We start from the raw sequence: 14,168 nt of genomic DNA on the forward strand, positions 1-14,168 counted from the left end.
AGCACCACAGGTTTCAACTCTGCTCACTCTCATACCGATCCAACGTATCGCTGGCAATCTCCCGACCCAGTGCGATCAGCTCCGGCGCCTTGTAAAACTCGAAAAACCGACACACCCGCTTCGGCACGTTGATCAACACGTCAGGCGGGTAGCCAGCAATCTTGTACTGCGCCAGCGACGTCTGCATCACCTCGAAGCTCTGGTTGATCAAGTCGAGGAGCGACGCCGGGCCGACGTTATCGATGATAAATGACCCGGTCGCTGACTTTGGTGCGCCGGGTTTTTCCGGTGCGGCGGCGGGTTGCTGGGATTCCGGCTCGGCGGAGTCCAGCCAAGGGTTGATCTCCGCCGCCTGCGCTTCCAATGCCTCTTGCTCCAGCTTCATCAATTGTTCGGCCTGCTTGCGCCGGAACGGCAAGTGCGAACCGAGTGATTTCGCCAGGTTGTTGAAGCGACTCTTGAAGGCGGGCGGGCGCTGGATCACTGGCAATTGGTAGTGCTTCTGGTTGGTGGCGTTGAGGTTGACCGCGATGATCAAGTCGCAATGGCTCGACACCACCGGCACGATGGGCAGTGGGTTGAGCAGGCCGCCGTCCACCAGCATGCGGTTGCCCTGCATCACCGGGGTGAACAGGCTGGGAATCGCCGCCGAGGCGCGCATGGCCTGGTGCAGGCAGCCTTCCTGGAACCAGATTTCCTGCTGGTTGGTCAGGTCGGTGGCGACGGCGGTGTAGGGGATGCGCAGTTCTTCGATATTGATCTCGCCGACGATCTTGCGGATCTGGCCGAAGACCTTCTCACCGCGAATCGCGCCCAGGCGAAAACTCACGTCCACCAGGCGCAGTACGTCGAGATAATCGAGGCTTTCAATCCAGTTCCGATAGTCATCCAGCTTGCCGGCGGCGTAGATCCCGCCCACGACGGCCCCCATGGAGCACCCGGCGATACAGGCGATGTCATAGCCGCGCCGTTCGATCTCTTCGATCACGCCGATGTGGGCGTAACCACGAGCCCCGCCGGAGCCTAGCACCAAGGCAACACGTTTTTTCATGGTCCATGTCCTCCCCAAGGCAGGGTGCCACAATGCACCCATTGAGGGGGCGGCTTCAATCTTCGCAGGCGACCTGCGATATTTTTCCAGAATAGCCACGGTGCTCGGGTATGCTCTGGTATGTAGGTACTATCGATTTCAGGCTAGGGACAGGCACTTTTCCATGTAGGCAACGTCTACAACGTACGACTGTTTTTTCTTTTTGAGGTGTCATCAATGAAAGCCTGGATGTGTGTACCTGTGATCATGCTGGCCCTGGCCGGTTGTGCCGGTAAGACCGCATACCGCGACAGCTGCGGCAGCCAATTGGACGCTGCCTGGAAAGAGCTGGATCTTGCCAAGGCTGAAGGCTTTGCTGGCACGGTGAGCTACTCTAAAGCGCTATCGTTATTGACGGGCGCCAAGACCCAGCAACAATTTGAAGCGTTTGAAGGCTGCTCCAACAAGGCCGAGAAAGCGCGGTTCTATATTCGTGAGTCTCGCGCCGGGCGTTGACCTGCAGCAGCGAATAGGACTTTTCATCTGGAAGTGAGGGCAGGATGTCAGCTTTGGTCGATCAGCTAGTTGCTCAGGTCATTGGCCTGGAAGTAGGGTTACTGAGCTGCCAGGCTCGCCTTGCCGCCGTTACCGACGATGAAGCCCTGCATGACCTGCGCACCACCGTGCGCCGTTTGCGCAGCCTGTTGCGCCCCTTGCGCGGGTTGCCGGGGGTGGAACAGCTTGAGTTGGCCGCCAGCACCGTCGGCCAACTGACGACGCCGCTACGCGACCGCGAGGTGCTGGCGGCGTATTTGCACCAACACGGTCATCACGAGGCCGCCAACCGACGCTTGCGTCTGCAACCTGAGGCCTATCGCCAGGTGGCGAAAAGCCCTGAGCTTGCGCATTTGCTGCTGATCCTGGATGCCTTTCCGCGTTTTATCCGTGCTTCTGAACATCAGAAATTGCTCAAAGGCCTGCGCCCGCGCATTGAAAAACGTCTGGCCAAGCAGTGGCAGCAACTCGGTAAGGCCTTGAAAGACCCTGACCATGACCGGCACCGCCTACGGTTGTTGATCAAGCGGGTGCGCTATGCCGCCGAAGCCTATCCCGAATTGGATAAGTTGCCTGCCAACGCGATGTCACGTCTGAAAAACGCGCAGGGCGCTTTAGGGGATTGGCATGATTGCTGGCAATGGCTGGCCCAGGCTGAGCAGCAGGTGGACCTGCGACCTTGTGTTGCGGTGTGGCAGCGCACCATGGTCAAGGCGGAAGGGCAGGCGGACCGCGTGCTGGAAAAACTCAGCGCCGATTGTTTCTGAACCGGTCCGGCTTTTGGCCGGAATAGGCGCTGTACCTGGCTAGTCCGATGGTTAAGATCGCTCATCTGTTCCTGTTGATGTGAGACCGCCATGCGCTTTAGTGATTTACTCGACGCTGCCCGCAGCAACCCGCTGGATGTCATTATCCCTGCCGAATGGGCCCAGGGCCGCGCGACCTTTGGTGGCCTGGTGGCCGCATTGCAATACGAAGCGCTGCGTGCCCAGGTGCCCGCCGAGCGTCCGCTACGGTCGCTGGCCATCACCTTTGTCGGCCCTGTAGCGCCGGACGTTCCTGCCAGTTACCAAGTCGAAGTGTTGCGCGAAGGCAAGGCCGTCAGCCAATTGCTTGGCCGTGTGGTGCAGAACGGTGAAGTGGCGACATTGGTACAGGCCAGTTTCGGTGCGTCCCGTGAGTCGGAAATTGCTGTCGAGAGCGCAGCGCCACCGGTGTTCAAACATTGGGATGAATGCCAGGAGCTGCCCTACATCAAGGGCGTCACCCCCGAATTCATGCGCCACCTGGCGATGCGCTGGAGTGTCGGCGGCTTACCCTTCACCGGCAATAAATCCCGTTACATGGGCGGTTGGGTTCGCTTACGCGGAGATGTCAAAGAAGAGCCACTGACTGAAGCGCATATCCTCGCCCTGGTCGATGCCTGGCCTCCGGCTTTGCTGCCGCACCTGAAAAAGCCGGCACCCGGAAGCACCCTGACTTGGACCATCGAATTTATCCAGCCCTTGCAGGATCTGACGACCCTCGATTGGTGCCAGTACCACGTCACCATCGAGCACGCCCGCGACGGCTACGGCCACGCCGCCGCCGCCCTTTGGAGCCCGAGCGGCGAGTTGATCGCCATCAGCCGCCAGACTGTGGTGGTCTTTGCCTGACCTCAATGCCGGTGGCGTTGTCGCCAGGCGCGCCACCAGCCACCACTTAGGACAAAACGCGGAAAGGTCACGAACTGCTCGACCACCAGTCGCTGCACCGCATCTTTACGATCACTGAACGGCTCACTGGCCTCGGCTTCCAGGCTATGGCCATGACGCTGCAACGCCAAGCCGGCCAGGATCCCGACCACACCCACGGCGAAACTGGCCAGACTCAGGCTGAAAACCCCGGACACGATCAACAGAAACCCGATGATGAACAGCGGCACGGCAATCAGGTGCAACGCCAGATTGGTCGGGTGCTGATGGTTCTGCGGGTAGTTACGCCATTGCCAGGCGGGAAGGTTGGGGTGACGTTTGCCCATGATGGTGAATCCTCTGTCCGTTGAAATGGCATGGAGAGAGTTTAGGTGGGGTTGGTCGGGGGGGCGAATTGTGGCTGGCTATGGGGGTCATAGACAGCAAGCACCCCCTATTAAGCGACTGCTGGGTTTTAAATTTTTCAGCGAAAACTGGCGTCGATTCTTTCGACCCTTAATTTGACAAAGTGCTCGTTAAATTCTGGATGGTCATAGTGTATGCCTTGAGCGCTCAGCGATGTGAAGGTAAAAAATTTATCGTCACAAAGCTCACCGTAAAGGATGTAGGAATAACCAGGAGCTATCTTTTCGACCAACAAGCCACTCGGCTCAGCACGCTCGAGCTCGCAGGTGTCGGGAAAGTTCAAGGTCAGTTCCACGTCATAGGATTTCCCAACTTCTATTTCGTAGGGGCAATAACTGATAAAGCAATTTACAATCGTCCCCTCTATGAGCAGCGTAATGTCTTCTTCTATCTGATCATTGAGTGCTAAAACGCGCGCTCTTTTATAGTTATTTGCTGTAAGGTCTGATGGTTTTGTCAGTGGCGTCGCCATTTATCATCCTCCAGAAGTCTTTTCCGCTTTTGGTGTGCAGGGTGGTTATGTGGCCATTTGTATTTGATCCTGCAAAAGCAAATTTGGCTTGCCCTGTCCTATTTGTTCCCATAAGTAAAACATAGCTGATCGTTGGTGTGCCCCTGTACACGTATTGCACAGGTGTACCTTTGCTTACGACATGACGGGCCGCAAGTAGGTATTCGTGACTGCTTTCTACTCGAAATTCAGTTCCATGCTTGTCGTAATGTTCGTTAAGTTTTTGCTCGCTGGCAAATTCCGTCGGACGTTTTGATACAGCCGGGCTATTGGGCTCAGCTCTCGTTACCCTGATTTTATCTATTGGCTCTTCTGTTCGAGCTTGCGATTTGCATCGGCCTCCTTCTGGGCAATTACTTAAGCCCAAAGGATCAATCCACCCTGTCGGATTAGGCACGTACTGGTACGTGTTGATCCCACCCGCCAGCTTCACCGGGTCCGGCGTCAGGTAACGGCCGATATCCGGATTGTAGTAGCGATGGCGGTTGTAGTGCAGCCCGCTTTCTTGGTCGAAGTATTGACCTTGGAAGCGCAGCGGGTTGTCGATCTTTGCTATGTCCAGACGGGTGATTTCGCCGTAGGCGCGGTAGTGCGCGGACCAGACGATTTCGCCGTCGGGGTTGGTGAGTTCCTGTGGGGTGCCGAGGTGGTCGAGTTGGTAGTGGTAGGCCTTGGTTTCCTTTGGGCCGAAGCCTTCCAGCAGGGCCAGCGGGCGAAAGGTGTCCGGTTCGTAGAGGTAGCTGCGATGGCGGTTCGCGTGGTGCTCGGCGATGAGTGTGTCGCCTTGCCAAAAAAACTCCGTAGTGACGCCGTCAACGGTTTTGCTGATACGCCGCCCAAACGGGTCATAGCGGTAGCTGGCGGTCTGCCCATTGGGTTTTTTAATGCCGATCAGACGGTGCTGACAGTCGTAGCGGTATTCGGTAACGAGGGTGTGGCCTTTGCCACGTCGTTCGCGGATAAGGTTGCCGAAGGCGTCGTAGTCGTAGTGATGGTCACCTTGGATCATCAGGCGGTTGCCGGCGACGATGTCGGGGCCGGGGCGGTTTTGCATGAGCAGGTTGCCGGCGGGGTCGTGGGCGAAGCGTTCCTGCTCACCTTGGGAGTGGTCGGCGCGGATGAGGCGGCTCAGTGCGTCATAGTGGTAGTGGTGTTCACCTTTACGGGCATCTAGGCGCCGGGTGAGGTTGCCGCATGTGTCGTAGTGATACTGGCGCTGGTAAATGGCACCTTCGACGTTGCACAGTCCGTGGTTGAACAGGCGCCCCTGAGTGTCGTACTGGTAACTGCTGAGCAGCTTTCCCTGGCCTCTTTGGTGTTCTCGACCGGTGTCGAATAGATGAGCGGTGAGCGTTTGGCCATTTACCTCGACCTTCTCAAGCAGGCCGCCTTTGGCATGATTGAACGTCACCCGGTTGTTGTCCGGTAGGCGCAGGTTTTGCAGTTGGCCGCAGGCGTCGTAGCCATAGCGCAGCGTGCCCCAGCCTTGGTGTTCGGCGGTGAGACGGTTTTGGCTGTCGTACTCGTAGGCCAACGCCCAGTGGCCGTTTTCGACGCTTAAGAGATTCCCCTGACGGTCGTAGGCGTAATCGACAAGGCTGCCGTCGGGTAGGGTTTTTCTTACGAGTCGACCGGCATGGTCACGCTCGTAACGGGTAACCAGCTGACTGCCGTCATCGCCGTGTTCGGTCTTCTCCTGAAGGTTGCCGTTGAGGTCGTAGACGTAAGCCGTGCGCTGGCCATCAAAGCCGGTTTCCTGTTGGATCAGGCCGTTGCTGTGGTATTGGAGTCGGTAGGTTTCGCCCACCTCGTTTTCGATCTCGGTCAGCAATAACCTAACGTTGTCGTACCGGTATTTGACCTGGGTGCCATCAGCGTTGATGCGACGGCTGATCAGGTGCAGGCCGTCGGCGTATTCGTAGCGGGTGACGTGGCCGAGTTCATTACGTTCGGAGGTGATTTTTCCGTAAGCGTTGTAGCTGTATTCCCGTGTGGCACCGCCTGGTAGCACAACACGGATCAAACGACCCACGCTGTCCCACTGATACTGGGTTAGCGCCCCCTGTGCATCTTCACGGGCAACCTGTCGCCCAAGGTCGTCATAGCAATAGCGCTTGATGACGCCGTTCGGCAACTGCTCCTCAAGCAACTGCCCACGCTCATTCCACACCAGCCGATGACAGCTGTGATCCGGGTACCAGACACCAACCAGCTGCCCATATTTGTTGTAGCTGTAGTCAGTAGCGTTGCCGTCAGGATCGGTCTTGCGCGTCACGTCACCCTGGTCATTACGCTCATATTTCCAGACCGCCTGACCCCGCCTTACAACCCGTACGAATCCATTGTCATGCTCGTAGGTCGTCGGCTCATCGTCCCCCGGAAACAGCGCCACCAAACGCCCGGCTTCGTCGTACTGATACGCCGTGATCGCTCCCAGCGGATCCTGCTCAACCGTCAGTCGGCCTTTGTCATCGTAGGATTTAAAGTGTTGGGCACCGTCAGGGTCCACGCGCTGCACCAGCCGCGCCCGCTGGTCATGCACGTAGACTTCCTGGCTTCCGTCGGCGTTAAACACCGTGACCTGCCCGTTGTCATCCCAGGCGTACCGCGTGTCCATCTGCGTGAAACTGGCCCAATGCCGGACACACCGAGCGGCCTTGCCAGCCCGTTCCCACGCCCAAAAGAAACTCGCTCCACCGGCCAAGCCACGCTCAAGAATCACGTGCTGCTCGTCGTACCGATAAACCTCGCTTTCGCCTACAGCGTTGGTCGCACAAACCAGTCGTCCACCAGCGTCATAGGCGTAGGAAACAACGTTCTGCTCCGTCACCCAGACAAACGGGCCGTCATCCACAGCCCGCTCAATCTGGTAATCCACCGCCACAATGCGGCCCGACGCATAGCGCAAAAACAACGAGCGCCCGACGCCGTTATCCAACCGCTCAATCTGCCCCAGGTAATTACGGGAAATGCGCAGCCGGTTGTCATACGCATCGCTGATCGCTGTCAGCGCACCGTCGTGGAAGTGGTAGAAACGTGACCCTTGAGACAGGACTAACTCATCGGGCAGCGACCCCAAGTAGATCGCCGCTTCGGCCAGGCTATTGGTGATTGCAGACCGAGAAACCGTGGGCAAGGGCAGGGCAGTCGAGCGATTTTCATGATCGGTCCACACCACCGCATCCCCGGAAACACTCAGTCGATGCGCCAGCGAGTGACTCCAGCCAAACCCCAACCCGCAGTCCATTTCCACCGCACTGGTGCGGTACAAGCGGCTCCACTCAAACGGCAAGAGCCCGTCCAGCGTTCCATCGGTGAGGGTCAGCAGTTCCTCGCCCGTGACCATCGACACCGGGCACCCGTTGGTGGCGGTCTTGTCCGAAGACGCAGCGACATTCCCGGCCGGGTTTCGAGCAGAAGCAGGCACATCGTCGACAGGCTCCTGCCGAACCAACACCGTCCGTTGCGTGGCCTTGTCCCGAACCAGCGGTACCGGGTTGGCAACCACCTGATCCCCAACCTTCAATGGCACATCCGGAATTACTCTGATCGGCGTCGCCGCGCTGCCCAGCAACAACGGCTTGGCCGCTTCGACATGCGCGTCCCACCGAGGCCCGACGAGCTGATCGGCCAGCCTTTCCAGCCATCTACGCACGCGACCCGACTTGATAGGCCCCAACACCTGCAGACCCAGTCGAACGTGTACGCCCATGCCCCGCGTCGTCCAGATCAAAAACAGATTGATCAGCACCTCACCGGTGATTTCGCCCGCCAGTTCATACATCTCTGGCGGCGCAAGCATGCGTATCCAGGCGACCATTGCCGACAGATAGATGAACAACAGTGGCTCATCGCTCAGCATCAGCAGGCCATGGGCGATGGCGTCCTTGCCCAGTTTCAGCAGCTCGTCCAGTTCGGCCTGGGTGATGTACTGCAGCAATTTCTCGCTATTGGCCTTGAGGTCCGCCAACAGGTCGTACAGTTGCGTGACGTTATCCCAGAGGTTATAGAGCGCCTTACCGATCCCACCCGCAAACGCCACGCCCTGCATCGCACTTCGCTCGAACGGCGTGGCGCTGGCGAAGTCTTTCCATCGCGGCTTGAAGGTCTTCGTCCATTCATCACGCAGGCGATGTTCCAGCCCGGCGATCACCGACTGATAAGACGCATACAGCGCCTTGACGTGTGCCTTGGAAACGTTGGGGTAAAAGGTGACCTGGTAGCGTTGATCGCGGACGCACTCGTTGACTTCAAGAATGCCGCTGGCATCGATGGTTCGTCGGATAGGGGCACCGAACGGCTTGCCGTCCGATCCGATGGCTTGCAGCATCACCGGCGTATTGCCGATAGGAACAAACCGCGTGCTTTCAAACATGTGCACCAGGGTCAATGAGCCCTGAGCCTTGCAGACGGCGACCGTGCGATTGGGTTTTTTGGAGGACGCGGGAGCGACGAGGGCAACGTCTTCCCCGACTCTGAATACTTGCTCCACGTCCAGCGCTGAACCACTCCAGAAGCTCTCGGCCCATTCGTCAAATGAGTTCAGGCACGACCTGAAGTCACGAAAGACGGTTTCCACGTCCGGCGTTTCGGCATCCATGGGGTAGAGGACGAACTGCGCAATAACGGGAATCATGAAACGGCCCCATTGAGTGGGGCACTGATAGAGAAGAGCATCGGCGGTCCCTCGCGCTGATTGGTCAGGCGAGAGACTTTGGAGAGGTTGGCAGGGAAAAGAAGTCGGCGTTATTCGCCAGGAAGGCTAGGAAGTTTCGCCAAGACCTCGGGTAAACCGAGGCTCGGTTGTAGGAGGGAGATTACAGGTTGAACAGTCCTACAGCTTCAACTGCCCAATCGCCTTGCTCAGTTCTCCGGCCAGGGTGGCCAGTTGATTGCTGGTGGTCGCCGAGTCGACGGTCTGCTGCACCGTGTTCTCGGTCACGTCGCGAATGCTGACGACCGCGCGATTCATTTCTTCGGCCACGTGGCTTTGCTGTTCGGCGGCGACGGCGATCTGGGTGTTGCTTTCGCGCATCTGCGCCACGGCACCGGTGATTTCGGCGAGCGCGGCGCCGGCCTCCTGAGCTTGATGCACGCAGTCGTCGGCCTTGAATGAGCTTTCCTGCATGAAGTCCACCGCGTCGCGGGTGCCCGCTTGCAGGGCCGAGACCATGCGGGTGATTTCATCGGTGGAGCTTTGCACGCGCTTGGCCAGGTTGCGCACTTCGTCGGCGACCACGGCGAAGCCACGGCCCATTTCTCCGGCGCGGGCGGCTTCGATGGCGGCGTTGAGGGCGAGCAGGTTGGTCTGCTCGGCGATGCTGTGGATCACGCTGACCACGCCGTTGATTTTCTGGCTGTCTTCGGCGAGCTTCTGGATCATTACGGCGGTTTGTTGCACGCCGGTGGACAGGCCGGCGATCGAGCGTTGTACCCGGGTGACCACTTCCTGGCCGCTGCCGGCGAGGGTATCGGCGGTCTGGGAGAGATCCCTTGTGGCGCCTGCGTGTTGGGCAATGTGATGAACCGTTGCAGTCATCTCGTTGATGGCGGTGGCGGCCTGGTCGGTTTCACTTTGCTGGCCGAGCATGCCGTGCTGTACCTCGTTCATGCTGCTGGCCAGCCGTGCGGCGCCATCGTCCAGTTGCCGGGCGGTGTGCGCCACGGTGTTCACGACGCGCTGGTAACCGGCCTGCATCGCGTTGAACGCGCTGGCCATCTGGCCGACTTCGTCCTTGCACGCCAAGGGCACGCGAGCCGACAGATCGCCGGTTTTCTCTACGTGCAGCATCACGTCCTTGAGGGTGTTGAGCTGACTGAGCAGGAAGCGGATCAGCAATTGCGACGCGCCGAGCATCGCCAGCATCAGGATCAGGACCGCCACTGCATAATTGGCGAAGCGTTCCTCGAACACTTGGCTCAAGCTGGGCGCGTAGGCAAGGACGGCAATGTATTGACCATCAGGGCGGGCGACGACTTCAGCGCCCAGCAGCGGGTTATCACCGAACACGGGCATAGGGTTGAACTCGACCCAACCCGTGGCGCTGCCCAGGGCTGACAGATCCTGATCGGCCAATTGTGGGATTTGGCCGCGCTTGAACGTCAGCCAGTGCTCGCCCTTGGGCAGTGTTTCCCCAGCCGGCCAGGCGTCTAGCAGCCGCGCTTGTGCCTGCGCCGAGGCGTGGGAGGCCGTGCTGCGCGCCTGTTGTTCAAGTTGCACGGCATACAGCACCAGCAGCAAGGTAGTGATGAAGGCGACCGCGTTGACGGCCCAGAATTTGTACTTCAGCGAGATATTGCTAAGCCAGGCACCCATGGAAGGTTTTCTCTGATAGCGGAAACAGCATTGGCAAGGTGCCATTATTGTGCCGCTATCGAGTCAAACGGTTTTGACGTGGGTCAATGCACCGCATCAATCCACTTCAGGCAGTCCAAAAAAGCGACGGGCGCATGCCGTGCTGTGGCGGGCGAGGTCTTCCATGCTTTCGTTTCGATGCAGGGCGACTTCGCGCAGGACTTCCGGTAGGTACGCCGGCTCATTCCGGCCATTTTTCGGCTTGGGGCGCAGGGTGCGTGGCAGCAGATAAGGGGCGTCGCTTTCCAGCATCAGACGCTCACGAGGAATTTCCCTGACAAGTGGGTGCAGGTGTGTCCCACGGCGTTCGTCGCAGATCCAGCCGGTGATGCCGATGTGCAAGTCCAGGTCGAGGTAGCTGAACAACGCCTGCTGTTCGCCGGTAAAGCAATGCACCACGGCGGCCGTGAGATGGTCGCGGTAGTCCTTGAGAATTTCCAACAGGCGCTGGTTGGCGTCACGTTCGTGGAGGAACACCGGCAACTTCAGCTCGACGGCCAGGGCCAAGTGTTCTTCCAGGACTTTTTCCTGCTGCGGTCGCGGGGAGAAATCCCGGTTGAAATCCAGCCCGCATTCACCCACAGCCCGTACGCGGCTTTCGCTGAGCAAACCGCGCAGACGCTTGGCGCTGTCGCCGTTCCAGTCGCTGGCGGAGTGGGGGTGGATACCCGCGGTGCTGAACAGGCGTTGGCCGCTTTCATCCAGTTTTTCGCATAACTCCAAGGCCTGTTCGCTGCCCTCAATGTGGGTGCCGGTGAGCACCAATTGCTGTACGCCGGCGGCGTAGGCTCGGTCGAGTACAGCCTGGTGCTTCTCGTCGAAACTGGAGTTGGTCAGGTTGACGCCGATATCAATGAGTTGCATGGTGCTATCTCCGCCTGCGGCCGGAAAGCATATCAGAGCTGTAGATTTATAAGAAAAACGAAGAACTACAACGAGTTATAGCTGTCTTTGAACGTCGCAAGTTCATTGTGGTGGGCCGAACGCCTTACCCTGTGCCACCGTTGCGCGCAAAGCCTGCGCATAAAGCGCTCTGTTTCTGACACCCACCGCCTCGTTTTTCGCGAGCGCGTTGGCCAGTATTCTTTTCCGGAGAGCGGATGATCCGACCCTCGGCGTTGCTTATGTTGTGCCTGACGTTGCTGCTGCCCATGGCGGCGGTTGCGCGTCTGGACGGGCCGCTGGAAGTGACCAAGCCCGGCAAGGTCCGCGACCTGGCAGAGATTCGCTCCAGTCGCACCCTGCGCGTATTGGTCAACCAGAGCCGTAACAGCTCCGGCGAGGTCCAGGGCCAGGCCATCGGCGTCGAATACCATCGCCTGCGCGCCTTCGAGCAATACCTCAATGGTCATGCCCGTGATGGCCAGGAAATCAACCTCAAGATCATTCCCAAGGCCAAGGACCAGTTGCTCGGCGCCCTGGCCCGTGGCGAAGGTGACCTGGTGGCACCGGGTGAATTGCTTGATGTGAAGGCGGCGCACAAGATCAGCGCCAGCGATCCGATTGTCAGCGATGTGCCGCTGTGGCTGGTGGGTGTGAAGGGCGAGCGGCGGTTCACCAAACTGGAGCAACTGTCCGGTCGCACCCTGGCGCTGGCCACCGGGAGCGCGGCGGCGGATGCCATCAGCCAGGTCAATCAGAAGCTGGCGTTGCACAAGCAACCGCCGGTGAAAGTGGAGTGGGTGGACCCGACCCTGGCTGTGGAAGATGTACTGGAAATGGTCCAGGCCGGCATTTTTCATCTGACTATTGTTGAAAAGCCGATTGCCGAACGCTGGTCGAAGATCCTGCCCAAGTTGCGATTTGATAAGCAGGTAGCGATCAGCGAACCGGGCGACGAATACTGGTTCGTGCGCCAGGATGCCTCGATGCTGCGGGCCAGCATTGATCGATTCCTCAAGACCTACCGGACGCCGGCCGACCAGGATGTGGCGTTCCAGCGTATTTACCGGCGTCTCTATCAAGTACGCAACCCCCTGGCGCGCGTTGACCGCCAACGCCTGGAAAAACTGCGCCCGGTATTGCAAAAACATGCCCGCGAGCAAGGCATGGATTGGCTGAACCTGGCGGCACTCGCTTTCAAAGAGTCGGCGCTTGATCCGGGTGCACGCAACAGTGGTGGTCCCACCGGCCTCATGCAGATCACGCCGTCCGCGGCGCAGCGAGTGGGGGTCAACAATATCGAGAGCCTTGATAGCAATGTGCAGGCGGGTGCGCGCTACCTGGCGATGATCCGCCGCAAGTTCTTTGCCAGTCCCAAGCTCAACGAGCGCGAGCGTATGGCGTTTGTACTGGCGGCCTACAACATGGGGCCGGAGCGGGTACAGGGCATGCGCACCGAAGCCAAGCGCCGGGGGCTGAATCCGAATCAGTGGTTCTTCCAGGTTGAACGCATCGCCATGGAGCAAGTAGGGATGGGCGGCGTCAGCTATGTTAATAGCGTCAACAAGTACTATTTGGCGTTCGAGAGGGAGCGAGAGTCCCTGGAGCCGCCAGCGCCGAAAATCGCCTCACGGAAGTAATCGATTTAATCGATATTAATCAGGCATTTTTTCGGCTTTTATCATTGCCTAAACTGATTAATATAGCGGCCAACCACCCCCTACTTAGAAAAGGATTATCACCATGAGCCCACTGATCAACAGCATCCTGGCCACCCGCGCCGGTTACGGCCTGACCATTTTGCGCATTGTCGTCGGCATCATTTTTGCCGCCCACGGTTCGCAGAAACTCTTCGGCTGGTTTGGCGGCTACGGTCTGGCCGGTACAGCCCAGTGGATGGAAAGCATCGGCCTGGCGCCGGGTACTCTGATGGCGCTGTTGTCGGGCGGCACCGAGTTCTTTGCTGGCCTGGCGTTGATTATCGGCCTGCTGGCTCGCCCTGCGGCACTGGGCCTGACCATCCTGTCGCTGGTGGCGATCTTCTCGGTGCATATCCATAACGGCCTGTTCATGACCAACAACGGTTATGAGTTCGCGCTGGCCTTGCTCGGTGGTTCGCTGGCGGTGCTGCTGGAAGGCGCCGGAAAGCTGTCTGCGGATCGCGCCATCGCCAACTGATCCCCGTAGAACCTTCAAGAGGCCCGCCATGTGCGGGCTTTTTTTGCTGATCTGGATTCTTGACACCGCCCCTCCGGCTTCTCTAGGATGCCGCTCATGCGCCGATTTAAACAGCTAATTGCGGGGCGCCATGGGTGATCGTTATCGGTCCCGACAGAAGCATGCTCCATGCTTCGAAATTCCGCTAAAGCGCTGGTTCGGTGTTGCCTCTCACCTGCCCGCAGACTTTTGAGGCAGAGACACGACACGATGAATGCACTACGCCCCCTGATACGCCTGGCTCCGATCACTGCGGACCTCACTCAACGCAATCCTAAAATCCTCCTGGGCGGCAAGCACCAGCCGACGCTGTTGCGTTACCTGGACGGCTGGCCGCGTCGTACGGGCCGACCTTCCGCGTTCCTGATCCAGTTTGTCGAAGATGGCGATTCCCTTGCGCGGTTTGCCAGCAACAGTTTCGACCTTGCCGTTATCCAGGCGCCAAGTGCAAGCGACGCCGATGAGGTCATCCGTCAGTTGACCCGCATTGCTCGGCAAGGGCTGATCGCCCGTCGTTGA

At 58.9% G+C, this 14,168-nt stretch carries 12 protein-coding genes and 1 pseudogene; 6 read left to right on the plus strand and 7 right to left on the minus strand.

The window, feature by feature from the left end:
• Positions 1-13: 13 nt before the first annotated feature.
• The gene (locus tag AB4N92_RS20385; RefSeq protein ID WP_010211909.1) at positions 14-1,051 is read right to left on the minus strand and encodes a patatin-like phospholipase family protein; all 1,038 of its coding nucleotides are present in this window, start codon (positions 1,049-1,051) and stop codon (positions 14-16) included.
• Between the two features lie 216 nt (positions 1,052-1,267).
• Here AB4N92_RS20385 and AB4N92_RS20390 point away from each other — a divergent pair, with 216 nt between their 5' ends.
• From AB4N92_RS20390 to AB4N92_RS20400, 3 genes are all read left to right on the plus strand, one after another.
• Positions 1,268-1,546 (plus strand): hypothetical protein, encoded by a 279-nt coding sequence (locus AB4N92_RS20390; protein WP_003172685.1) that lies wholly within the window; start codon positions 1,268-1,270, stop codon positions 1,544-1,546.
• A 44-nt stretch (positions 1,547-1,590) separates the two neighbouring features.
• Positions 1,591-2,352: a CHAD domain-containing protein gene (locus AB4N92_RS20395; protein ID WP_236267643.1), complete on the plus strand. Its 762-nt coding sequence runs from the start codon at positions 1,591-1,593 to the stop codon at positions 2,350-2,352.
• Positions 2,353-2,442: 90 nt separating this feature from the next.
• On the plus strand, positions 2,443-3,240 hold the full coding sequence (locus tag AB4N92_RS20400) for an acyl-CoA thioesterase (protein ID WP_047541571.1): 798 nt from the start codon (positions 2,443-2,445) through the stop codon (positions 3,238-3,240).
• 2 nt (positions 3,241-3,242) lie between these two features.
• On the opposite strand, the gene AB4N92_RS20405 is transcribed toward AB4N92_RS20400, so the two are convergent.
• The 6 genes and pseudogenes from AB4N92_RS20405 to AB4N92_RS20430 form a co-directional block, all read right to left on the minus strand.
• Positions 3,243-3,605: an Mpo1-like protein gene (locus AB4N92_RS20405; protein WP_010211905.1), complete on the minus strand. Its 363-nt coding sequence runs from the start codon at positions 3,603-3,605 to the stop codon at positions 3,243-3,245.
• A gap of 137 nt (positions 3,606-3,742) precedes the next feature.
• Positions 3,743-4,156, minus strand: a complete 414-nt coding sequence (locus tag AB4N92_RS20410) for a hypothetical protein (protein ID WP_156046213.1) — start codon at positions 4,154-4,156, stop codon at positions 3,743-3,745.
• A complete protein-coding gene (locus tag AB4N92_RS20415) occupies positions 4,113-8,831 on the minus strand; it encodes an RHS repeat-associated core domain-containing protein (RefSeq protein WP_460128060.1) in 4,719 nt (1,572 codons plus the stop codon). Before AB4N92_RS20415 ends, AB4N92_RS20410 begins: the two co-directional genes overlap by 44 nt.
• A 198-nt stretch (positions 8,832-9,029) precedes the next feature.
• Positions 9,030-9,914, minus strand: a complete 885-nt coding sequence (locus AB4N92_RS20420; protein ID WP_373422441.1) for a methyl-accepting chemotaxis protein — start codon at positions 9,912-9,914, stop codon at positions 9,030-9,032.
• Positions 9,915-9,947: 33 nt separating this feature from the next.
• Positions 9,948-10,556 (minus strand): annotated as a pseudogene (locus tag AB4N92_RS20425) (methyl-accepting chemotaxis protein); the annotation flags it as partial.
• 51 nt (positions 10,557-10,607) lie between these two features.
• Entirely contained in the window at positions 10,608-11,414 is an 807-nt protein-coding gene (locus AB4N92_RS20430) for a TatD family hydrolase (RefSeq protein ID WP_010211895.1), read from the minus strand.
• 236 nt (positions 11,415-11,650) lie between these two features.
• On the opposite strand from AB4N92_RS20430, the gene AB4N92_RS20435 reads away from it, so the two are divergent.
• From AB4N92_RS20435 to AB4N92_RS20445, 3 genes are all read left to right on the plus strand, one after another.
• Positions 11,651-13,072, plus strand: a complete 1,422-nt coding sequence (locus AB4N92_RS20435; protein WP_047543586.1) for an MltF family protein — start codon at positions 11,651-11,653, stop codon at positions 13,070-13,072.
• A gap of 103 nt (positions 13,073-13,175) precedes the next feature.
• Positions 13,176-13,610 (plus strand): DoxX family protein, encoded by a 435-nt coding sequence (locus AB4N92_RS20440; protein ID WP_047543583.1) that lies wholly within the window; start codon positions 13,176-13,178, stop codon positions 13,608-13,610.
• A 249-nt stretch (positions 13,611-13,859) separates the two neighbouring features.
• The gene (locus AB4N92_RS20445; RefSeq protein WP_010211889.1) at positions 13,860-14,168 is read left to right on the plus strand and encodes a hypothetical protein; all 309 of its coding nucleotides are present in this window, start codon (positions 13,860-13,862) and stop codon (positions 14,166-14,168) included.

It is taken from the genome of Pseudomonas sp. S3_A09, assembly GCF_054668065.1.